The organism is Curtobacterium sp. Leaf261 (assembly GCF_001422205.1).
Classification (GTDB): Bacteria; Actinomycetota; Actinomycetes; order Actinomycetales; family Microbacteriaceae; genus Curtobacterium.
This window is the reverse complement of record NZ_LMMJ01000002.1, coordinates 12,994-33,705: the sequence shown is the minus strand read 5'-3', so window position 1 is coordinate 33,705 and position 20,712 is coordinate 12,994. Positions and strand designations below refer to the sequence as shown.

Sequence of the window (20,712 nt, the reverse complement as noted above, 5' to 3'; positions counted from 1 at the left end):
CTTTCAGGGGACGTATGCTTGGTCACAGCGAGCCACACCCGATCGGGTTTCCCGGCCCGAGGTTCGCTGAAGAGCATCGAGGCTCCGGCCCTCGAGCGTGCCCTGCTGCTCGGGCCGGAGCCCGATCGCTTCCTCTCAGGACCACGTTCCCGGGCCCCCGTCCACGTCTGCGATGGTGTCGCGTCATTGCCAGCGGCCGGTGGTTCGATCCAACGGAACTGGCGCAGCACCCATGGGGAGAGCGGCGCACGGGCGCACCAGCAGTGTGCCGGACTGGAGGGACGGTGCCAGCCCGCACCGTCCCTCCAGTCCGACCATCTGTCATGTCGTCGAGGCGAGCCGCTCAGACCAGGCCGAGCGCCCGCAGACTCCGCGCGGTCTCGACGATGGTGTCCTCGACCGGCCGCGGACGGAAGCCCAGCTCGGACTTCGCCCGGTCGTTGTGGATGACGAGCGGGGCCGGGTCGCCACCCGGGACCTCCTCGACGGACACCCGTTCCGCCGCATCGCCGAGCCGGGCACGGAGCACCTCCGCGACACCGCGGAACGTCGTCGTCGGCCCGTCCGCGAGCGCGAGGTACCGCCTGCCCGCGGCCTCCGGTGTGGTCATCGCCGTGACGTGCAGCGCCGCGACGTCCCGCACGTCCGCGATCCCGAACCGCTGCCGTGGCACCTGCGGCATGGCACCGGTGAGCATGGCGGTGAACACCCCGAGCGAGGACCGCGCGTCCGTCGTCAGCGTCGGCCCAGCGATCCACGTCGGGTTCACCACGACGAGCTCGGTGTCCCCGCCCTCGCGCCCGACGAAGTCCCACGCCGCCCGCTCGGCCACCGCCTTCGAGAGCGGGTACGGCGGGAGCCCGGGGGCATCCGGGTCGGTCCAGTCGCGCTCGTCGAACTCGCGGACGGCCTGCGGATCGGCATCGGGACGCGCGCCGTACCCGACCGCCGCGAACGAGGACGTGAGGACGACCCGCGGTACACCCGCGTCCCTGGCCGCCCGGAGCACACGGAGCGCACCGTCGCGCGCCGGCGGGACGACCTCGGCGGGGTCGGTCGCGAGCACCATCGGGGAGGCGAGGTGGTACACGCCGTCCATCCCGACCGCGGCGTCCGCCCACCCGTCGTCCTCGGTGAGGCTGGCGAACCGGACCTCGAGCCCGGACGTGTCCGCGTCGGCGCGGTCGAGCGCGTCCCGCAGGCCCTGCTCGCTCGCAGCGGACCGGACCGTGGTCCGCACCTCGGTCCCGTCGAGGAGCAGATCCGCGACGAGGCGGGTGGCGAGGTAACCGGCACCGCCGGTCACGAGCACGCGGGTCATGCGAACACCGCTTCGAGCTCGGTCAGCATGGCCTGCACGCGCTCAGCGGCCGCAGCCTCCGCATGGGCGTCGTCGCAGGAGCGTGCGTCCCACAGGGCGGACTTCGCCTCGAGGTACCGGAGGTGCACGTGCAGCGTCGCGATCTCACGCTCGATGCGCTGCGCGTGGCGGGTGAGGAGGTCGCGCTGCTCGCCGGCCGCCGGTCGCCCGATCTCCCGGTTCGCCTGGTAGGTCCGCATGTCCTCGATCCCGACGCCCATCGCGCGCAGGCATGCGAGCGCCTGCAGGGTGTCGAGGTCCTGCTCGCGGTAGCGGCGGTGCCCGCTCCGCTCGTCCCTGGGGATCGGGCCGATGAGCCCGACCTCCTCGTAGTAGCGGAGGGTCGGCTCGCTCAGTCGACTCTGCCGCGACGCGTCCTGGATGGTCATCGTGGTCATGAGGCCATCAGAACAGACCTCAAGCGCTTGAGGTCAAGCCGAGATCGAACCAGGTCCTCGGATCCCGGTACCGGCAGCACCTCTCAGCGGGCGCGGTCCGCTCGTAGCGTTGCCGCCATGGACATGCTCACACTCAACAACGGCGTGCAGATCCCGCCGATCGGCTTCGGGGTCTTCCAGAGCTCCGCGGAGGAGACCGCACAGGCCGTGCAGACCGCGCTCGAGGTCGGGTACCGACACATCGACACGGCAGCGCGGTACGGCAACGAGCGGCAGGTCGGCGAGGGCATCCGCGCCTCGGGGATCGACCGGTCCGAGATCGTCGTCGAGACCAAGATCTGGGTCTCCGACTACGGGTACGAGGACACGCTGCACGCGTTCGAGAAGGCCACCCGGAAGCTCGGCGTCGACCAGATCGACGTCCTGATCCTGCACCAGCCGGCACCGATGTACTTCGACCGGACGGTCCAGGCCTACAGGGCCCTCGAGAAGCTCCTCGCCGACGGCAGCGTCCGAGCCATCGGCGTCAGCAACTTCCTGCCGCACCACCTGGCGGACCTCCTCGCGCAGACCGACGTGGTGCCCGCGCTCAACCAGATCGAGCTGCACCCGTACTTCTCGCAGCCGGACGTCCGGGCCGCCGACGCGGAGCACGGGATCCTCGACCAGGCATGGTCCCCGATCGGCGGGATCACGTTCTACCCCGGATGGGGCGGCGGGCAGACGAGCGTGATGGAGGACGCCACGATCGGGGCGATCGCCGAGGCGCACGACAGGTCCCCAGCGCAGGTCATGCTCCGCTGGCAGCTCCAGCACGGGCGCTCCGCGATCCCGAAGTCGACGAACCCGGGGCGGATCGCGGAGAACTTCGCGGTGTTCGACTTCGCGCTGTCCGACGACGAGGTGGCCGCGATCGATGCGCTCGACACCGGCGTGCGGAGCGGGCCGGACCAGGACGGCACGGACTCGTCGCGCTTCGAGGTGGTCATCCCCGAGGACTGAACGCCACCAGGACGCGGACTGGAGGGACGGTGCCAGCTGACACCGTCCCTCCAGTCCGTCAGTGGGTCGGGCTCGCGGCTGCGACCCGCGCCTCGAGCTCGTCCGTCGCGGCCCAGTTCGCGAGCAGCTGCAACGACTGCTCCGATGCCGATCCGGGTTCCGCGGTGTACGCGATGAACGTCAGGCCGATGTCGGCCGTGAGGTCCATCGCCTCGTACGCCAGCTCGAGATCCCCGACGACCGGGTGGTGCAGGCGCTTCGCCCCCGCGCGGTGGTTCTTCACGTCGTGAGCGGCCCAGCGGACCCGGAACTCCTCACTCCGCGTGGACAGCTCCCCGACGAGGTCCGTCAGTCCCTTGTCGTACGGCGCACGCCCCGCCTCGGCCCGGAGGACCGCCACGGAGTCGGACGCGAGCTGGTCCCAGTCGGCCCAGAAGTCCTTCGCCCGCGGGTCGAGGAACGTGAACCGCGCGGTGTTCGGGGTGCCGTGCGGATCGAGGAAGATCGGCGAGTACAGCGCGCGCCCGAGCCGGTTGCCCGCCAGGAAGTCCGAGCGCCCGTTCCGGACCCAGGCGGGCACCGCCATCGAGTCGAGGATCCGCTGCACCCCCGGTCGGACCCGGTTCGACGGGGTCCGACGCCGGGCGTTCGGGGACGCGTTCGCGGTGTGCGCGAGGTCGAGCAGGTGCGCGTGCTCGGTCTCGTCGAGCTGCAGCGCCCGCGAGAGCGCCTCGAGGACGCTCTCGGAGACCCCGGAGAGGTTCCCGCGCTCGAGCCGCACGTAGTAGTCGACGCTCACCCCGGCGAGCATCGCGACCTCCTCGCGGCGGAGTCCGCTCACGCGGCGGTTGCCGCCGAACACGGGGAGCCCCGCCTGCTCGGGGGTGATCCGGTCGCGCCTGGTGGTCAGGAACTCCCTGACCTGGTTCTTGATGTCCACCAGTCGACGGTACGGCCTCCGACCCCCGGGCGACAGGTGCTGGCAGTACCCGGACGACCAGGCACTTCCAGCCACCACGCGGACGGGGTTTGCTGGGAGGACACCGACGGAAGGAACACCATGGCCACCTGGCTCATCACCGGTTGCTCGACAGGACTCGGGCGCGCGTTCGCCGAGGCCGCCCTCGACCGCGGCGACGAGGTCGTCGTCACCGCCCGCGACGTGTCGACGGTCCAGGACCTCGCGGACGCGCACCCCGACACGGCACTCGCCCTGGCGCTCGACGTCACGGACGACGCCCAGGTCACGGCCGCCGTGCACGCCGCCGAAGAGCACTTCGGCGGCATCGACGTCCTCGTCAACAACGCCGGGTACGGGTACCGCGCCGCGGTCGAGGAGGGCGAGGACGACGCCGTCCGCCAGCTCTTCGAGACGCATGTCCACGGCATGGTGCGCACCATGAAGGCGGTCCTGCCCGGCATGCGCGCCCGCAGGTCCGGCACGATCGTGAACCTGTCGTCGATCGGCGCCCGGATCTCGCCGGAGGGCTCCGGCTACTACGCGGCGGTCAAGGCCGCGATCGAGGCGCTGACCCTCTCACTCCGCAAGGAGGTGGCCCCGCTCGGCATCGCCGCGATGGTCGTCGAGCCCGGCGGGTTCCGGACGGACTTCGCGGGTCGGTCCCTGACGCAGGCGGCCGAGCCGATCGCGGACTACGCCGAGACCGCGGGCAAGCGCCGCAAGGAGCACGACACCGTGCACGGCACCCAGAAGGGCGACCCCGCGAAGGCTGCCGCGGCGCTCCTGGCCGCGGTGGACGCTGACGAGCCGCCGTTCATGCTCCTGCTCGGCAACGACGCGTCGGACGGCTTCCGCGCCGCGCTCGACGCACTCCGGACCGAGGTCGACGCCTGGGAGACGGTCAGCCGGGGCACCGACTTCACCGACTAGCGACGGGTCGGCCGACGCGTCCGTGCCGGTCCACCCGACGGGCCGGCGGTACCCGGCGTACGCGACGCACCGGCGTACGCGACGCGCCGGCGTGCGGACGCGCCGGCGTGCGGACGGGAGGCACGGGGCGGGGCCGCACCGTGCCTCCCGTCCGTCAGGTGGTCGGCGTGACCGTCGCGGTCACCCGTCGCGCATCGGCGACGGTCACCGGGTGCACCGCCCCGGTGATCGCCATGGTCCGCCGCGGCGTCGCCGTTCCGGCGACCGGATCGGCGACGGTGCGCCGCTCGTTGACGATCACGCCGTCGGTGCTCGCCCCCGTGTCGACGAGCGCGACGGACGCGGCGGCGTGCGATCCGACCCAGACCTCGGTGTCGCCCGGCTCGACGACCCTGGTCATCGCCCGGTCGCTGAACGCGAACCGCGTCGACGGGACTGAGAACGCCACCCGCGCGGACGCACCCGGGTCGAGCCGGACACGGGCGTACCCGAGCAACTGCACGACCGGACGGGTGACGGACGCGTGCACGTCACGTCCCCACAGGAGCACCGTGTGGGCCCCGGCGACCTGCCCGGAGTTCGTCACCGTGACACCGGCGGCGAACGTGTCCCCGGCGGTGACCGACCGGTCGAGCGCGAGGTCCGCGTAGTCGAACGACGAGTACGACAGCCCGAACCCGAACGGCCGAACGGGTGTGGAGTCCGTCGCGGTCACGTCCGACGACCCGCCGAGCACCGGGTGCAGGTACGAGTACGGCTGCGCACCCGCCGATCGGGGCAGGGAGACGGGGAGCCGCCCGGACGGGTTCACGAGCCCGACGAGGACGTCGGCGATCGCGAGCCCGCCACCCTCACCGGGGAAGAACGCCTGGAGCACGGCTGCCGGCCGCGGCCCGTCGCCGTCGAGTGCCCACCCGATCGCGTACGGTCGGCCGGTCAAGAGGACCATGACGACCGGGGTCCCCGTCGCCACGACCGCCTCGACGAGCTCACGCTGGCAGCCCGGGAGCTCGAGGGACTCGGAGTCGTTCCCCTCGCCCACGGTGCCGCGGCCGAACAGCCCCGCCTGGTCGCCGACGACGACGACCGCGACGTCGGACGAGGCGGCGAGCGCCGCCGCATCCGCGATGCCGGATCGGTCATCGCCCTGGACGGCACAGCCCTCGGCGAAGCGGATGTCCGTCTGCCCGAGACCGGCGGCCCTGGTGGCGGCCGGCAGCGCCTCGAGCACCGTCGGGATCGCGAACCCCAGGGGCAGGTCCGGGTGGCCGGCGAGCACGTGGTTCGCGAACGAGTAGCAGCCCTGCAGCGCCTCGGCGCGGTCGGCGTTGGGACCGATCACGGCGATCCGCGGTCCGTCCGTGCCGGGCACCGGGTGCTCGGGCGGCCGGAGCGGCAGCACGCCGTCGTTCGCGAGCAGCACGACGGACTCCTCGGCGAGGCGGCGTGCCAGGACCTGGTGCTCGGCGGTGTCGAGGTCGATGCCGGTCGGGGGTTCGTCCTCGAAGGCGTCCTCGTCGAGCAGTCCGAGCGACTCCTTCTGCGCGAGCACCCGGAGGACCGCGCGGTCGACCCACGCCTCGTCGAGCGCGCCGGAGCGGACCCGATCGGCGAGGGGTTCGAGGTAGGCATCCCCGGTCGGCAGCTCGACGTCGATGCCGGCACGGAGGGCGAGCGCAGCGGCTTCCCCCCGGTCCGCCGCGGCGCCGTGCATCACCTGGAGGAACGCGACCGCGAAGTAGTCCGCGACGACGACCCCGTCGAACCCGAGTCGTCCGCGGAGCACGTCGGTCAGGTACTCCTCGCTCGCGGCCATCGGGACGCCGTCGATCTCGGCGTAGGAGTTCATCACCGAGCGGGCCCCACCGTCGAGGACCGCCATCTCGAACGGTGGGAGGAACACGTCCGCGATCTCCCGCGGCCCGGCGGAGACCGGCGCGTGGTTGCGACCGGCGCGCGAGGCCGAGTAGCCGAGGAAGTGCTTCAACGTGGCGTGCACGCCGGCCGACTGCAGCCCGCGGACGTAGGCGGTCCCTACGGTGCCCACGAGGTACGGGTCCTCGCCGATGCACTCGTCGACCCGTCCCCACCGGGGGTCACGGACGACGTCGAGCACGGGTGCGAGCCCCTGGTGGACGCCGAGCGCGCGCATCGACTCGCCGATCACGCGGCCGACCTGCTCCACGAGCTCCGGGTCGAACGACGCGCCCCATGCCAGCGGCGTCGGGAAGCTCGCGGCCTTCCACGCGGCGAGTCCGGTGAGGCACTCCTCGTGCACGAGCGCCGGGATGCCCAGACGGGTCTCGCGCTTCAGCCGACGCTGCTCCGACCAGAGCCACGCGGCGCGCTCGTCCGGTTCGACGGGCCGGGTCCCGTACACGCGGGTGTAGTGGCCGATGCCGTGCCGGGTGATCTCGGGGAGGGTCGCGGTGGGCCCGTCGCCCGAGGTCATCTCGCCCTGCATCGGGGCGACGACCCCGTTCTGGTCGAGCCAGTACCCGACGATCTGTGCGAGCTTCTCCTCGAGGGTCATCCGGGCGTGGAGCGCGGCGACCCGGTCGCTGACGGTCGGGAACGCGGGAACACGCGTACCGGACTGGAGGGACGGCTCGGGTGCGGTGGTCCGCTCACCCGAGCGCGCCTCCAGTCCGGATCCGCGGTCCGACGGTCCGCGTCCGCGGGTCGTCCCCACCGGCGCGGTCATCCCTTGACCGCCCCGGTGAGCCCGCCGACGATGCGCCGCTGGAAGATCGTGAAGAAGATCAACGCCGGGATCATCGACACCGAGGTGAACGCGAGGACCTTGGCGGTGTCCACCGAGTACTGCGACGAGAACGCCTGGACCCCGAGCGGCAGCGTGTACGAGCCCTCGCCGTTCAGGATGAAGAGCGGCAGGATGTAGCTGTTCCAGCTCGCGATGAACGCCAGGATCCCGACGGTCACGACGCCCGGCAGCGACAGCGGGACGACCATCCGCCAGAAGAACCCGAGGCGGCTCGCGCCGTCGATCGACGCCGCCTCCTCGATCTCGTCGGGGATCGCGCGGAGGAACGGCACGAGGATGATCACCGTCGTCGGGAGCGCGAACGCGATCTGCGGCAGGATCACCCCGGCGAGGCTGTTCGTGAGGTGGAGGTCCTTGACGAGCAGGTAGAGCGGTGTGATCGCGACCGTGATCGGGAACATCAGCCCGGAGGCGAAGAGCGCGTAGATCGCCCCGCGGCCGAGGAACTGGTAGCGGGCGAGCACGAAGCTCACCATGAGGCCGAGCACCACGACGCCGACGGTGGTGAGACCGGCCGCGATGGTCGAGTTCCCGAGCTCCCGCCAGAAGGTGCTGCTCGACAGCACGTCCGCGTAGTTGCCGATCGCCCACGGACCCGGCAGCCCGGCCGGACTCGCGGTGATCTGCGCGTTCGTGCGGAACCCGCCGAGCACGATGTAGAGCACCGGCGCGAGGTTCACCGCGATGAAGAGGACCGCGACGATGTAGGTCGGCGCGTTCGCGGTTCCGAGACGCCCCCCGCGGCGGCGGCGGACGGACCCGGTGCGCGGGCCGCCGCCCGGACGCCCGACCAGCCTGCGGTCGGGGGCGTCGAACGTGGTGGTCGCCATCAGCTGGTCCTCTCGGTGAGTGCTCCGGCGGTGTCGCGACGGAGCACGAAGCGCTGGTAGATGAGTGCGATGGTCAGGGAGATGACGAACATCACGACGGCGACGGCGTTCCCGTACCCGAAGTTCCCCGAGTTCCGCCCGTTGCCGACCATGTAGGTCGCCATCGTCGAGGTCCCGGCGGTCGAGGCGATGTACTGGCCCCAGATGATGTAGACGAGGTCGAACAGCTGCAGCGAGCCGATGATCGACAGGAACGCCCAGATGCGGATCGTCGGGCCGAGGAGCGGCAGGGTGATCCGCCGCTGGATCTGCCAGTACGTCGCGCCGTCGATCGCCGCGGCCTCGAAGAGCTCCTCGGGGATGCTCTGGAGTCCGGCGAGGAACAGGATGACTGCGAAGCCGATGTACTTCCACGTGATGATCACGAGGAGCGTCCAGATCGCGATGGACGGGTTCGACAGCCAGTCCGCCCGGAGCGCGCCGAGTCCGATCGACTGCAGCAGGTCGTTGACGGCGCCGGCGGACTGGAGCATGAGCGTCCACCCGGTACCGACGATGACCTCGGAGATCACGTACGGCACGAAGATGAGCACGCGGACGAGTCCTCGCCCGCGCATCTTCTGGTTGAGCAGCAGCGCGAGGAAGATCGCCACCGGCCCCTGCAGGACGAGCGACAGCACGACGAGGATGCCGTTGTGCCAGACCGCCTGCACGAACGCGGAGTCGGTGAAGATGATGGCGTAGTTGCCGAGGCCGACGAAGTCCGTCGCGGGGCCGTACCCCTGCCACTTGAAGAAGCCGTAGTAGGCGGCGAGGCCGACCGGGAAGATCACGAAGGCGACGAACACGATGATCGCCGGCCCGGTCAGGAGCGCGATCTCGAGCCGCTTGCCGTGTTCGCCCGGACGACGCGACGTCCCGGGTCGTGCTGTCCCGGGTCGGGGGGATCGACCCGACGGGCGCGCCACCGTGGTGGTGGCGCGCCCGTCGGTCGGTCCCTTCGGTCGCCCGGCGTCGTCGACCGACGTCGTGCTGAGGGAGGAACTCATGACTATCCCTTGGCCGCGGCCTGGTTGGTGGTCGAGATGATGTCCGCGGCGCTGCCCTTGCCGGCGAGCAGGTCGACGACCGAGGTGTTCAGCGCGTTGCCGACGTTCTGGCCGTACAGGGTGTCGAGGTACTGCGACACGTAGGGGGCCTTCGTGTAGGCGGCGAGGACGTCCTTGAGGTACGGCTCGGTGATGACCGACTGCGCGTTCTTGTTCACCGGGATGGTGTCGAAGGCCCTGTAGTAGGCCTCCTGCTGGTCCTTCTTGACGATGAAGTTCAGGAAGGCCGTGCACGGGCCCTTCGGCGCCTTGGCCGAGCACGAGAAGCCGTCGAGGCCACCCATCATCGATCCGGCCTTGCCGTTCCCGCCGGAGATCGCGGGGAACGGGAACCAGCCGAGGTCGGACAGCGGCTTGGCGTCCGGCGTCAGCGACGAGATCACTCCCGGGTCCCACGAGCCCATGAGCTCCATGGCGGCCTTGTGGTTCGCGACGAGACCGGCCGAGCTGCCGGCACCCTGCTGGGCGGCGGTCGTCAGGAAGCCGTCGTTGAAGGGCTTCGTGTCGTTGAACTGCGCGACGTCCTGTCCGGCCTTCTTCCAGCACGGGTCGTCGAACTTGAGCGTCGATCCCGCCTTGGCGAGGGTCCCCGCGCTGCACTCGCGGAGCGCGAAGTTGTAGAACCAGTGCGCGGCGGGCCAGGCGTCCTTCGCCCCGACCGCGACCGGTGCGACCCCGCTGGTCTTGAGCTTGGCGATGTCGTTGTTGAGCTCGTCCATCGTGGTGGGGGTGCTCGTGATGCCCGCCGCCTTGAAGAGGTCCTGGCTGTACCAGATGCCCTCGGGGAGCACGTCGACCGGCATGGCGTAGGTGCCGCCGTCCTGCTTGTAGCCGTCGAACGCCGCGGAGCTGATCGCGGACTTGGCTGCGGATCCGATCGAGTCCTTGATGTCCATGACCTGGCCGGCCTTGACCATCGCGCTCATCTTGCCGCCACCGCGCTGCAGGAAGATGTCCGGCGCGTCGCCGGAGTTGAGCGCCGTCTGGAGCTTGCCGTCGAGGTCTTCGTTCTGGACGGCCTGGATGGTGATCGTCACGTTCGGGTTCGCCGCCTCGAACTGCTTGACGGTCTTGACCCAGTAGGCCTTGCCCGGCCCGGTGGTCGAGTTGTGCCAGAAGGTCATGGAGACCTTGCCGTCACCCGACCCGCTGTCGGACCCGCCGCTCGAGCAGCCCGTCGCGAGCAGCGCGGTCCCTGCGGCGATGGCGATGATCGCGCCGATTCGCTTGTTCCTCGTCATTGTGGAAACTCCTGGTTTGTCGTCGTTGACCGCGACGTCGAGTGTCGCGAGAGTGAGCGTGCCAGGCCTCAGGAGCCTTGTCAATCGATTTCGATAACGATTTCTATGAGGGATACTCCGGTGAGTCGCACTAAGCGACATGTGCCGGGCACGCTACGGTGAGCACGTGGAATCGGCCGTGCACCCCCTCCCGTCCTCTGGACGAGTGACGATCAGCGACGTCGCACGGACCGCCGGGGTGTCGGTCCCGACCGTCTCGAAGGTGATGAACGGGCGCGACGGCGTCGCCCCCGCCACCGCCGCACGGGTGCACGAGGTGATCGAGGCACTCGGGTACGAGACCTCGCTCGTCGCCCGGAGCCTCCGACGCAGTCGCACGGGGGTCATCGGGATCCTGGTCACCGAGTTCGAGCCGTTCTCCACCGAGATCCTCACCGGCATCTCCGCCGCCGCCATCGAGAGCGGCTACGAGCTGCTCGCGTACGCCGGTCTCGTGGTCGGCGAAGCCCGGCAGGGGTGGGAACGGCGGTCGTTGTCACGGCTGGCGGGCACGCTCATCGACGGCGCGATCATCGTCACCCCGACGACGCTGATGGCCGACACCGCGGTCCCGGTCGTCTCGATCGACCCGCACACCGGCCCCGAGGGACACGCCGCGATCGACGCCGACAACGTCGCGGGCGCCCGTGCCGCGACCGACCACCTGCTCGCGCTCGGCCATCGTCGCATCGCACACGTCCGCGGCCGCGTCGACCTGGCGTCCTCCGAGGAACGTCGACAGGGCTACCGCGCATCACTCGCGGCGGCCGGGATCACGGCAGATCCCGCGCTCGAACCCGTCGGCGGGTACCAGACCGCGCTGTCCGCCGAGGTCGCCCGCGCGCTGCTCTCCGGCCCCGACCGACCGACCGCCGTGTTCGCCGCGAACGACGGTTCTGCGCTCGGGGTCCTGCAGGCGGCACGGCAGCTGGGACTGCGCGTTCCGGATGACCTGTCCGTGGTCGGGTTCGACGACGTGCCCCAGGCGCTCGCCGCGACACCGCCCCTGACGACCGTGTCGCAGCCGCTGCAGGACCTCGGGGCGCAGGCGTTCGGCATGCTGCTCGGGCTGCTCGAGGGACGCGAGGTGCCGAACCACGTGCGGCTCCCGGCGACCCTCGTGGTGCGCGGGAGCACCGCCCCGCCGCCGCCAGCGGTGCGGTGAGACCGAGACCGAGACCGAGACCGAGACACCGCGTCGTCCCCACGATGCGTCAGGTGCGCGCGTTCCACAGGTCCAGTTCCAGCCAGTCAGGGACCAGGCCCATGGACTCGACGCTCAGATGTTCTGTGGAGGGGAACGCCCGGAGCAGCGCTGCGACTCGGACGGACCACTGACGGCTCGGATCCAGAGTCTCCAGGAGGTAGGCCATCATGGCGAGGGCGTTGTAGGTACCGAACTGCTTCGGCGCTTCCTGCCGTGTGAGGTGCGCGAGGAGTGGGACCGCTCCTCCCTTTGGCCGCTTGGGTGCGATGACGAGCTTGCGGTTGAAGAGGCGAGCGTGGTGCGCGGCGATGTTCCTGACGTAGTTGAGGGTCGCGATCCAGCTCTGCATGAGCTGTTTCGTCGGGACGCCGAACGCGGCGGCCATCTCGGTCGCGATGTCGTTGCGGAGTCCCATGTACAGACGAGCGACCTGGCCGAGCTCGAGGATCTCGGTGAGAGCCCAGATCGGCATACGTCCGTCGTACTTGACACGGAAATGCGTCACGAATGCCTCGTCCGAGTCCGCCTGCCGCTCTCGCACGCGTTCGAGCCACACTTCCTGCCGGCTCGGGAGCGGCTTGCCGTCCCCGTCTGTCCGCGGCTGCGTGAACGTCGGCACGAATGCAGAGCTACCCTCGTGCGCGAAAGCGGACAGCTTGCCCAGCGAGGAAGCGAGCTGCGTGCGCAACGCGACCTCGATGCGCTCGACCCCCTCGAGCACGAGCAGCCGCAGGTCGCGATCAAAGTCGATGAGATCCCTCGCATCATCGAGGTGAGTTCTCGACTTGTACGAATCCAGGACACGGACGCGCTCGCGACCGCGGTCATCGAGAACAGGTTCAGACTCACGGAAGGGGTAGAGGTAGCCGGTCAACCGGTAGTAGCCGACCTCCCGGAGGAGGACACCGGCGGCGCCTGCGTCCCCGACATCCAGGCCACGGCGGGCGAGGCCATCGACCTGGTCCTGGATCGAGAGCCACGGCTTGACGTACTCCAAAACTCGCTCCCACCAACGAGAAAATCGGCCCGAGCCGTGAGGCGAGCGGGCCGATCGTGATTCCTCAACTGTACCCCAAGTCGAGAGGGGTACCGATGTCCGTCAGGTCCCGACGGCAGCCCGGTAGGCCTCGAGCACCTCCGTCCGAGGATCGGCCGGGATCGTCTCCGTCCGGATCGGCCAGTCCGGCAGGGCACCCTCGAGCACCCACGCCGCCTGCCGAGCCGCACCCGTGGCGACGTACTCCCCGGGCTCCGGGACGAGCACCTCGCGCCCGAACACCTGCGCTGCGATCGTCCGCACCGCGGGGTTGGCCGCAGCACCGCCGATCATCAGCAGTCGTTCGACGGTGGTCCCGCTCGACTCGACCGCGGCGAGGCCGTCCGCGAGCGAGCAGAGCATCCCCTCCACCGCCGCCCGCGCGAGGTGCGCCCGGTCGGTGGTGGCCGGGGTCATCCCCGTGAGCGAAGCCGTCGCATCCGGACGGTTCGGCGTGCGCTCACCGACGAAGAACGGCACGAGCACGAGTCCGTCCGCACCGGGCGGCGCCGAGAGGGCGAGGGTGGCGAGCTCGTCGTGCGTGGTGCCGAGGAGTCCGCCGACCACCTCGAGCACACGCGCCGCGTTCAGGGTCGTGACGATGGGCAGCCGCACACCGGTGGCGTCCGCGAAGCCCGCGACGGTCCCGGTCGGGTCCGCCGCGACCGTCTCGGTGACGCCGAACACCGTGCCGGAGGTGCCGAGCGAGACGGCGACGTCCCCCGGCCCGAGGCCGAGTCCGAGCGCCGCCCCGGCGTTGTCGCCGGCGCCGGGCGCGACGGTGAGACCCCGCCGGACCGTCGCGCCGCCGGGGAGGGTCACGTCGGCGTCGAGGACGCCCATGGCACGGTCTGGAGGCACGACCCGCGGCACGACGACGCGGTCCGGCCCGGCGTCGTCCCCGACCCCGGCAACGGCACCCGCACCGGTCGCGTCACCACGCGCCTCGCGGAGTGGTCGGCCGAGCGCACGCTCGAACAGGTCGCCGTCGTACTCGCGACGAGACGAGTCCCAGTAGGCGGTCCCCGACGCGTCCGAGCCGTCCGTCGCGAGTGCGTCGAGGTCGGGCCCGAGCGGGCTCTCGTCCGTCGGGCCGTACCCGCGGAGGCGCCAGGACAGCCAGTCGTGCGGCAGTGCGACCGCGGCGACACGGGCGGCGTTCTCCGGCTCCGCGTCACGGAGCCAGCGGAGCTTCGTCGCGGTGAACGACGCCACCGGGACGAGGCCCGTCCGACGTGCGTACTCGTCGGCACCGACCTCGTCGGTCAGGGCACGGGCGGCGTCGGCGCTCCGGGTGTCGTTCCAGAGGAGCGCAGGACGGATGACCCGGCCGTCGACGTCGAGCACGACCATGCCGTGCTGCTGCCCGCCGATCGCGATCGCGCCGACGTCGTCGAGCCCCCCGGCGTCCGCGATCGCGGCTCCGAGCGCGGTCCACCAGTGCGCGGGGTCGACCTCGGTGCCGTCCGGATGGGCGGCGCGACCGGACCGGACCTGCTTGCCGGTCCGTGCCTCCAGGATGACGACCTTGCAGGACTGGGTCGACGAGTCGACGCCGGCGACCAGGGCCGCCGGCGTCGACGTCGGGTGTTCGTCAGCCACGAGCGCCCATCAGGTGCTCGAGGGCGAGCTGCTGCAGGTGCACGAAGCCGAAGCCCTTGCCACCGAGGTAGACGTCGGTGTCGAAGTCCTCGTACGCCGACGTGTCGGCGAGGAGCTGGTCGTACGTCTCGCCCTCGTTCAGCGTCGGCGTGCGGAGCTCGGCGACCTTGGATGCCTCGAGCGCGGCCCGCACGTCGGGGTCGGCGCGGAACGCCTGCGCACGCTCCTTGAGGAGCAGGTACATGCGCATGTTCGCGGCCGCCGTGGTCCAGACGCCGTCGACGTCCTCGGTGCGGCTCGGCTTGTAGTCGAAGTGGCGCGGGCCGGTGTACGCCGGGACGCCGTCCGGGCCGCCGTGCTCGAGCAGGTCGACGAGCGAGAACGCGTTCTGCAGGTCGCCGTGCCCGAACACCAGGTCCTGGTCGTACTTGATCCCGCGCTGGCCGTTGAGGTCGATGTGGAACAGCTTGCCGCAGTACAGCGCCTGCGCGATGCCGGCCGTGAAGTTGAGGCCCGCCATCTGCTCGTGTCCGACCTCGGGGTTCACCCCGAACAGCTCCGGACGCTCGAGCGTGTCGATGAACGCGATCGCGTGGCCGAGGGTCGGCAGCAGGATGTCGCCGCGCGGCTCGTTCGGCTTCGGCTCGATCGCGAACTTCAGGCCGTAGCCCTTGTCGGTCGTGTACTGGGCGAGCATGTTCACGGCCTCGCGGTAGCGCTCGAGCGCCGCCTGGACGTCCTTGGCGGCGTCGTACTCCGCGCCCTCGCGCCCGCCCCACATGACGAAGGTCTCGGCGCCGAGCTCGGCGGCGAGGTCGATGTTCCGGAGCACCTTGCGCATCGCGAAGCGGCGGACGTCGCGGTCGTTCGAGGTGAACCCGCCGTCCTTGAACACCGGGGCGGAGAACAGGTTCGTCGTGACCATCGGCACGACGATGCCCGTCGACTCGAGCGCGCCCTTCAGCCGGTCGATCTGCGTCTGGCGCTCGGCGTCGGTCGACCCGAAGGCGAACAGGTCGTCGTCGTGGAACGTCAGCCCGTACGCGCCGAGGCGGTCGAGGTTCTCCACCGCCTCGACGACGTCGAGCGGGGGCCTCGTGGGTCCACCGAACGGGTCGGACCCGTTGTAGCCGATGGTCCAGAGACCGAAGGAGAACTTGTCGTCACGCGTGGGCGTCGTTGCCATGAGTGGATCACTTCCGAGTCAGATTTGTTGTTGCGCACAACCTATTCGCTGCGACGGGCGCGCGCAAGCCCTGATCGGCCTCAGAGCCGGGGCACCTCGACCAGGAGTCGTTCGAACGGCAGCGACGCCGCTCCGATGAGCAGGATGTCCGTGCCGAGCTCCGCCCGACGGATCTCGACCTCGCCGACGAGCGGCCCGAGCAGGCGCCCCTCGAACACGCTGCGGAGTCGTGGACCCTCGATCGCCGCGAGCGCGGTGAGGAACCCCCCGAGGACGATGCGCTCCGACCCGAGCAGGTTCGCGGCGCCCCCGAGCGCGGTGGCGAGCGCGTCGGTCTGGTGCCGCAGCTCGGTGCGCACCCGTTCCGAGCGCGAGTCGACGATCGCCCGTTCGAACGCCTCCGGGTCCGTCGACCGCGCCCCGAGCGCCGCGGTGAGCCGGGCGAGCGACACCTCGGACTCCAGCGTGCCCGCGAGCCCCGCGGTGTCCCGCACCCCGTCGGAACGCACCGTGACGTGTCCGATCTCCCCGGCGGACCCCGTGGCGCCGAGCAAGGGGATCCCGCCCGCGACGATCCCGCCGCCGATGCCGCTCGTCCCGCCGTTGACGAACAACAGGTCGCCCGTCCCGCGACCGGCCCCGAACGTCCACTCCGCGGCCGCCCCGAGCGAGGCCTCGTTCGCCGCCAGGACCGGCACGCCGAGTGCGGTCTGGAGCTGCCTCGCGATCGGCACATCGCGCCACCCGAGGTGCGGCGCGAAACGGACGTGGCCGTCGCCGAGCCGCACCAGCCCCGGTACCGCGACCCCGGCCCCGACGACCACCGACCCGGACGGCAGGACCGACCGGATCTCGCGGAGTCCGTCGGCGGCGATCGCGACCACGGTCTCCGGGTCCGGCGGCTCGTCGAGGGCCGTCCGGATGCGGTGCACCACCCGCCCGCCGAGTCGCACGGCGGCGACGCGCACGGCGTCGATCTCGGGGTGCACGGCGACCGCCACGGCGTGGTCGGCCGGGCGCACGACCGGACTCGGACGTCCGACGGACCCCGTGCCGGCCGGGACGTCCTCCACCACGAGGCGTCGGTCGACGAGCTCGGCGACGAGTGCGGCCACGGTCGACCGGTTGAGGCCCGTCAGCGTCGTGAGTTCGCTCCGGCTGACCGGGCCGAGGTGGACGCGCCGGAGGACCGCGACGAGGTTCGCGTGCCGAGCCGGATCCACGCGCGTCCGCGTTCGGTCATCGACGGCTGCCACGGTCGGAGCGTACCGCGCCGACGGCGCCCGGCCAGCGGTATGCGGTCAGCGACCCGCCCGGACCGGCGGACCCGGGCATCATCGGACGGGAGGCGCGGTTGCAGCTGGCACCGCGCCTCCCGTCCGATCCGCCGCACCACACACCGGGCCGCGTCCGTCCGCCTCCCCCACCACCCACCGAGGCCGCGCCCCGGCGCGGCCCGCGAGACAAGGAACCCCCGTGCTGCTCGGACCCGAACTGGTCGTCGTCCTCGGACTCGCGATCGCGCTGACGTCGGCGGTCGCCGACCGCATCAAGGTCGCGCCCCCGGTGATCCTGCTCGTCATCGGCGGTCTGCTCGCCTTCGTCCCGGCGTTCGGCAAGGTCGAACTGCCGGCCGACGCGGTGCTGCTCCTCTTCCTGCCGGCGCTGCTCTACTGGGAGAGCCTCACGACGTCGCTCCGCGAGATCCGGAAGAACCTCCGGGGCATCGTCCTGATGGGCACGCTGCTCGTGGTCGTCACGGCGGGCGGGGTCGCGACGCTCCTGCACCTGCTCGGGCTGCCGTGGGGTCCGGCGTGGGTGCTCGGCGCAGCGGTCGCACCGACGGACGCCACGGCGGTCGGCGTCCTGACGAAGATGCTCCCGCGGCGGAACGTCACGGTGCTCCGCGCGGAGAGTCTCGTCAACGACGGCACCGCGCTCGTGGTCTACGGGATCGCGGTGGCGGTGACGGCGGGCACCCAGCAGCTGACGTTCTGGGGCGTGTCGGGCATGCTCGTGCTGTCCTACGTCGGCGGCATCGCGGCCGGACTCCTCGCCGCGTGGGTCGGCACCCTCGTCCTGAAGCGCGTGCACACCGTGGTGCTCGAGAACCTCGTCACCCTGCTCGTGCCGTTCACGGCGTTCCTCGCGGCCGAGGCGATCGGCGCGTCCGGCGTGCTCGCCGTCGTGATCGCCGGGCTCGTCGTGAGCCAGGTCGGTCCGAAGCTCGACCGTGCCGCGACCCGCCAGCAGGTCCGCGCGTTCTGGTCGTTCCTGACGTTCCTGTTGAACGGAGCGCTGTTCGTGCTCGTCGGGATCGAGGCGAACGTCGCGGCGCGCGGCCTCGACCTCGGGCAGTTCCTGCGCGGCCTCGGCATCGTGTTCGCCGTGTCCATCGCGCTCATCGTCCTCCGCTTCGCGTTCCTGTACACGGTCGGCGGGTCGATCTGGCTCATCAGCCGGCGGGTCGGGGCGGGCCCGCGCGAGGGACACCGCGACCGGCTGGTCAGCGGCTTCACGGGGTTCCGCGGGGCGGTGTCCCTGGCGGCCGCGGTCGCCGTCCCGCGGATGCTCGAGTCCGGTGACGCGTTCCCGGACCGCGGGCTCATCGTGTTCGTGACCGCCGGCGTCGTCATCGTCACGGTCGTCGGGCAGTCACTCGTGCTCCCGGCGGTGCTGCGTCGCGCGGCGCTCCCCGAGGACGAGTCCATCGGCGAGGAACGGCGGCACGCGGAACGCACCGCGATCGAGGAGGCGCTCGACGCCCTCCCCCGTCTGGCGCGCGACGCCGGGGCCGACCAGCGGATCGTCGATCGGATCCGGACGGACTACGAGGCGCACCTCGACGTGGTGGCGGCGCGGGAGTCCGAGGACGAGGACCACCCCGTGCTGCAGCGGCGGGACAGCGTCGTCGACCTGGAGCTCGCGCTCGTGCGGCACAAGTCCGCCACCGTGCTGCGGCTCCGCGACGACGACGAGATCGACGACCTCGTGCTCCGGCAGGTCCGGGCGGAGTTCGATGCCGAGGAGACGCGGTTGCTCGGCGGGGCCGAGGGGGCCGCGGGCGCGCCGGCGTGAGGGGGTGGCGGAACAACGGTGGCCCGGAACTGGCGCATTCGTCGTATCGCGTGGATCAGCGGCGAGACTGAGCAGATCAGCGCAGCTCTCCACGCCTTTTTCACGCCCTGAACCAGACACAGCAGCGTCTCAATAGCCGATCGCCTATCGGGACGTGACCAATTGCTCGGCCGCTGGCCTGACCCGAGGTGCGCACGTATGCTGCGGTCATGGGCGGGGTCGAACGAAGCACGCGGCGTCTGCTGCGGATCCAGATGGCAGCGGGAGTAGTCGTGTGCCCTCTGGTCGGCGTCGCATTGATCGTCTTCAGGATCGTACGAGCTTCCGGCGGTGTGGGGAACGCCGGGCCGGTTCTCGGATTCACCCTCATTCTCGGACCGTTGCTCATCGCCGGAGCGTTCATCTGCCTCCACCGGCTCCGCGCTCTTCGTGAAGAGTGACACGCCCGTCCGGTACACGATGGTGTATGGATAACCTGGGTCTCAGTCTCCGGAGGGCGTGCCTTTCATCTTCTCGCGGAGCAACACCCCGCCGACGGAGTACTGAGTGTCGGAGACCTCGTTGATGAGGATGTGCACGGACTCGACGGGTGCACCAGTGCTCGCGACGAAAGCCTCTGTGATGCTCGCTGTCATCGTCTTGTACTGCTCGGCCCGATCGCCGTGCATGAGCTCCGGGACGATGTCGATGTGGATGATCGGCATGGATGGTTCCTTTCGTTGGTTGGTCTCAACGAGGATGCGCCACGAGCATCAGATGGGGAAGACGGCACCTTCTTGTCGGGGCCGTACCTACAGGTAGGAGACCGTGATGACGGACGAACAGGGCTCGAAGTACTGCGAATCGTCGGTTCGGGCAACGATCGACGTGATCGGGGGCAAGTGGTCGATGCTGGTGCTGTGGGAGTTGTTGCAGAGCGAGCGCCGCTACGCCGATCTTCAGAGGCATGTCGGCGGGATCTCGCAGAAGGTGCTCTCGAGCGAGTTGAGGTCCCTTGTGGGTGCTGGCCTTGTGCAGCGGGAGGTGGTGCCGGCGGTGCCGCCTGAGGTGACCTACCGGATCACGGACGAAGGGCGGAGCCTCCGTTCTGTCTTCGCTGAGCTGCACCGCTGGGGCAGCCGAACGTCCGAAGCCGATGGTTCGCGGGGCGCGGACGGCGCCGAATCGCCTGCGCGGTAGCCGATCATCTATCGGACGCTGTGATGGCCGCGAGAGCGCCTGACTGGTGCTGCTACTGCGCCGCGCCGTCGTCAGATGGTTGCTGGTGATCCTCACCGTATTGAAGCCATCGTTTAAGGACGGACCGGGCCTCCGCTCGATCATTATCGGTGGGGGCGGTGATGGTGGCAGCGCGGCGGACGAAGGCCCACATCAGCGTCTCGCGCGGCACACCCTCGCTATTACGCCAATCGATTGCCGGAAACCGTTCGACGCTAACGACTCGCTCCCGCTTGATGCGAGTGGTGAGCAGGTAGTCGCGCAGTACCAGCTCGTCTCCCCGGAGATCGATGCCGGCCACCAGGCCGCGGGTGGTCACGAGAGCAGCCGCACCGAGAAGCAGGAGCGCGAAGGGCCAATCTCGTGCGTCCCGAAGGACGACGGCGAAGACGGAGAGAACGGCAGCACTTGCACCGAGCGTGAGCCGAGTAGCGAGCGGTACCGGCACATCTCTGCCCGCCAGGATGCGTTTCATGCGACGTTCGAGGTGACGAACGCGGCGATGACGCCCAGCAGTATGACGCCGAATCCGGACACGAACCAGGGGACGGCGGACGGAGCCCATCGCTGCTGTCCCCACCCGTGGTACCGCACTGTCTTTACCACGGCCACCAGGAGGAGCACTGTCCCGATCGTCACGGTCGCAATCAGGATCGGTAGGAACAGGTCGGCTGTGTTCATGCCTCGACTGTAGGCATCGCGACACTCGAACGGGCGTCTCGGCAGCCGA

General features: G+C 70.6%; 19 protein-coding genes. 5 read left to right on the top strand and 14 right to left on the bottom strand.

Annotated features, from left to right (window positions below; genetic code table 11):
• Positions 1–343: 343 nt before the first annotated feature.
• Both ASF23_RS03920 and ASF23_RS03915 read right to left on the bottom strand, forming a co-directional pair.
• Complete coding sequence (locus ASF23_RS03920) at positions 344–1,321, bottom strand: NAD-dependent epimerase/dehydratase family protein (protein WP_055949358.1); 978 nt, start codon at positions 1,319–1,321, stop codon at positions 344–346.
• Entirely contained in the window at positions 1,318–1,758 is a 441-nt protein-coding gene (locus ASF23_RS03915; protein WP_055949355.1) for a MerR family transcriptional regulator, read from the bottom strand. The genes ASF23_RS03920 and ASF23_RS03915 overlap by 4 nt, the downstream gene beginning before the upstream one ends.
• 117 nt (positions 1,759–1,875) lie before the next feature.
• On the opposite strand from ASF23_RS03915, the gene ASF23_RS03910 reads away from it, so the two are divergent.
• Positions 1,876–2,760, top strand: a complete 885-nt coding sequence (locus tag ASF23_RS03910) for an aldo/keto reductase (RefSeq protein WP_055949352.1) — start codon at positions 1,876–1,878, stop codon at positions 2,758–2,760.
• A gap of 58 nt (positions 2,761–2,818) precedes the next feature.
• Here the strand turns inward: ASF23_RS03910 and ASF23_RS03905 are convergent, their stop codons facing one another.
• Complete coding sequence (locus ASF23_RS03905) at positions 2,819–3,700, bottom strand: helix-turn-helix transcriptional regulator (RefSeq protein ID WP_055949349.1); 882 nt, start codon at positions 3,698–3,700, stop codon at positions 2,819–2,821.
• Positions 3,701–3,820: 120 nt separating this feature from the next.
• On the opposite strand from ASF23_RS03905, the gene ASF23_RS03900 reads away from it, so the two are divergent.
• Positions 3,821–4,651 carry an oxidoreductase gene (locus tag ASF23_RS03900; protein ID WP_055949346.1) on the top strand — a complete coding sequence of 277 codons (831 nt, stop codon included), beginning with the start codon at positions 3,821–3,823 and terminating at the stop codon, positions 4,649–4,651.
• Positions 4,652–4,805: 154 nt separating this feature from the next.
• Here the strand turns inward: ASF23_RS03900 and ASF23_RS03895 are convergent, their stop codons facing one another.
• The 4 genes from ASF23_RS03895 to ASF23_RS03880 are packed head-to-tail and all read right to left on the bottom strand — an operon-like array spanning position 4,806 to position 10,616.
• Positions 4,806–7,355 (bottom strand): beta-glucosidase family protein, encoded by a 2,550-nt coding sequence (locus tag ASF23_RS03895; protein WP_082473798.1) that lies wholly within the window; start codon positions 7,353–7,355, stop codon positions 4,806–4,808.
• Entirely contained in the window at positions 7,352–8,266 is a 915-nt protein-coding gene (locus ASF23_RS03890) for a carbohydrate ABC transporter permease (protein ID WP_055949343.1), read from the bottom strand. Before ASF23_RS03890 ends, ASF23_RS03895 begins: the two co-directional genes overlap by 4 nt.
• A complete protein-coding gene (locus ASF23_RS03885) occupies positions 8,266–9,315 on the bottom strand; it encodes a carbohydrate ABC transporter permease (protein ID WP_055949340.1) in 1,050 nt (349 codons plus the stop codon). The genes ASF23_RS03890 and ASF23_RS03885 overlap by 1 nt, the downstream gene beginning before the upstream one ends.
• A 2-nt stretch (positions 9,316–9,317) precedes the next feature.
• Positions 9,318–10,616, bottom strand: a complete 1,299-nt coding sequence (locus ASF23_RS03880) for an ABC transporter substrate-binding protein (RefSeq protein ID WP_055949337.1) — start codon at positions 10,614–10,616, stop codon at positions 9,318–9,320.
• A 205-nt stretch (positions 10,617–10,821) separates the two neighbouring features.
• Between ASF23_RS03880 and ASF23_RS03875 the strand changes: the two genes are divergently transcribed.
• Complete coding sequence (locus ASF23_RS03875) at positions 10,822–11,820, top strand: LacI family DNA-binding transcriptional regulator (protein WP_055949335.1); 999 nt, start codon at positions 10,822–10,824, stop codon at positions 11,818–11,820.
• Positions 11,821–11,869: 49 nt separating this feature from the next.
• Here the strand turns inward: ASF23_RS03875 and ASF23_RS03870 are convergent, their stop codons facing one another.
• The 4 genes from ASF23_RS03870 to ASF23_RS03855 all read right to left on the bottom strand — a co-directional run bounded on the left by ASF23_RS03870 (position 11,870) and on the right by ASF23_RS03855 (position 16,942).
• Positions 11,870–12,859 (bottom strand): Abi family protein, encoded by a 990-nt coding sequence (locus tag ASF23_RS03870; protein ID WP_055949332.1) that lies wholly within the window; start codon positions 12,857–12,859, stop codon positions 11,870–11,872.
• 102 nt (positions 12,860–12,961) lie between these two features.
• A complete protein-coding gene (locus ASF23_RS03865; protein ID WP_235510773.1) occupies positions 12,962–14,500 on the bottom strand; it encodes a xylulokinase in 1,539 nt (512 codons plus the stop codon).
• Positions 14,493–15,686 carry a xylose isomerase gene (gene xylA / locus ASF23_RS03860; RefSeq protein WP_055949329.1) on the bottom strand — a complete coding sequence of 398 codons (1,194 nt, stop codon included), beginning with the start codon at positions 15,684–15,686 and terminating at the stop codon, positions 14,493–14,495. The genes ASF23_RS03865 and xylA overlap by 8 nt, the downstream gene beginning before the upstream one ends.
• An 80-nt stretch (positions 15,687–15,766) precedes the next feature.
• Positions 15,767–16,942 carry an ROK family protein gene (locus ASF23_RS03855; protein WP_082473796.1) on the bottom strand — a complete coding sequence of 392 codons (1,176 nt, stop codon included), beginning with the start codon at positions 16,940–16,942 and terminating at the stop codon, positions 15,767–15,769.
• Between the two features lie 220 nt (positions 16,943–17,162).
• Between ASF23_RS03855 and ASF23_RS03850 the strand changes: the two genes are divergently transcribed.
• On the top strand, positions 17,163–18,764 hold the full coding sequence (locus ASF23_RS03850; RefSeq protein WP_235510772.1) for a Na+/H+ antiporter: 1,602 nt from the start codon (positions 17,163–17,165) through the stop codon (positions 18,762–18,764).
• Positions 18,765–19,246: 482 nt separating this feature from the next.
• Here ASF23_RS03850 and ASF23_RS03845 read toward each other — a convergent pair whose 3' ends face one another.
• Complete coding sequence (locus ASF23_RS03845) at positions 19,247–19,468, bottom strand: 2-hydroxymuconate tautomerase (protein ID WP_055949324.1); 222 nt, start codon at positions 19,466–19,468, stop codon at positions 19,247–19,249.
• Positions 19,469–19,574: 106 nt separating this feature from the next.
• On the opposite strand from ASF23_RS03845, the gene ASF23_RS03840 reads away from it, so the two are divergent.
• Complete coding sequence (locus ASF23_RS03840; RefSeq protein ID WP_055949321.1) at positions 19,575–19,943, top strand: winged helix-turn-helix transcriptional regulator; 369 nt, start codon at positions 19,575–19,577, stop codon at positions 19,941–19,943.
• Positions 19,944–19,995: 52 nt separating this feature from the next.
• Here the strand turns inward: ASF23_RS03840 and ASF23_RS03835 are convergent, their stop codons facing one another.
• Together ASF23_RS03835 and ASF23_RS03830 are read right to left on the bottom strand one after the other, a co-directional pair.
• The gene (locus ASF23_RS03835; RefSeq protein ID WP_055949318.1) at positions 19,996–20,457 is read right to left on the bottom strand and encodes a hypothetical protein; all 462 of its coding nucleotides are present in this window, start codon (positions 20,455–20,457) and stop codon (positions 19,996–19,998) included.
• Positions 20,454–20,663 carry a hypothetical protein gene (locus ASF23_RS03830; protein ID WP_055949315.1) on the bottom strand — a complete coding sequence of 70 codons (210 nt, stop codon included), beginning with the start codon at positions 20,661–20,663 and terminating at the stop codon, positions 20,454–20,456. Before ASF23_RS03830 ends, ASF23_RS03835 begins: the two co-directional genes overlap by 4 nt.
• Positions 20,664–20,712: the final 49 nt, after the last annotated feature.

Bases quoted from the DNA above. Each gene is read 5' to 3' on its own strand.
- ASF23_RS03900 (WP_055949346.1), top strand. From the start codon at position 3,821: ATGGCCACCTGGCTCATCACCGGTTGCTCGACAGGACTCGGGCGCGCG.
- ASF23_RS03830 (WP_055949315.1), bottom strand. From the start codon at position 20,663: ATGAACACAGCCGACCTGTTCCTACCGATCCTGATTGCGACCGTGACG.
- ASF23_RS03890 (WP_055949343.1), bottom strand. From the start codon at position 8,266: ATGGCGACCACCACGTTCGACGCCCCCGACCGCAGGCTGGTCGGGCGT.
- ASF23_RS03915 (WP_055949355.1), bottom strand. From the start codon at position 1,758: ATGACCACGATGACCATCCAGGACGCGTCGCGGCAGAGTCGACTGAGC.
- ASF23_RS03840 (WP_055949321.1), top strand. From the start codon at position 19,575: ATGACGGACGAACAGGGCTCGAAGTACTGCGAATCGTCGGTTCGGGCA.
- ASF23_RS03895 (WP_082473798.1), bottom strand. From the start codon at position 7,355: ATGACCGCGCCGGTGGGGACGACCCGCGGACGCGGACCGTCGGACCGC.
- ASF23_RS03845 (WP_055949324.1), bottom strand. From the start codon at position 19,468: ATGCCGATCATCCACATCGACATCGTCCCGGAGCTCATGCACGGCGAT.
- ASF23_RS03880 (WP_055949337.1), bottom strand. From the start codon at position 10,616: ATGACGAGGAACAAGCGAATCGGCGCGATCATCGCCATCGCCGCAGGG.
- xylA (WP_055949329.1), bottom strand. From the start codon at position 15,686: ATGGCAACGACGCCCACGCGTGACGACAAGTTCTCCTTCGGTCTCTGG.
- ASF23_RS03885 (WP_055949340.1), bottom strand. From the start codon at position 9,315: ATGAGTTCCTCCCTCAGCACGACGTCGGTCGACGACGCCGGGCGACCG.
- ASF23_RS03920 (WP_055949358.1), bottom strand. From the start codon at position 1,321: ATGACCCGCGTGCTCGTGACCGGCGGTGCCGGTTACCTCGCCACCCGC.
- ASF23_RS03835 (WP_055949318.1), bottom strand. From the start codon at position 20,457: ATGAAACGCATCCTGGCGGGCAGAGATGTGCCGGTACCGCTCGCTACT.
- ASF23_RS03910 (WP_055949352.1), top strand. From the start codon at position 1,876: ATGGACATGCTCACACTCAACAACGGCGTGCAGATCCCGCCGATCGGC.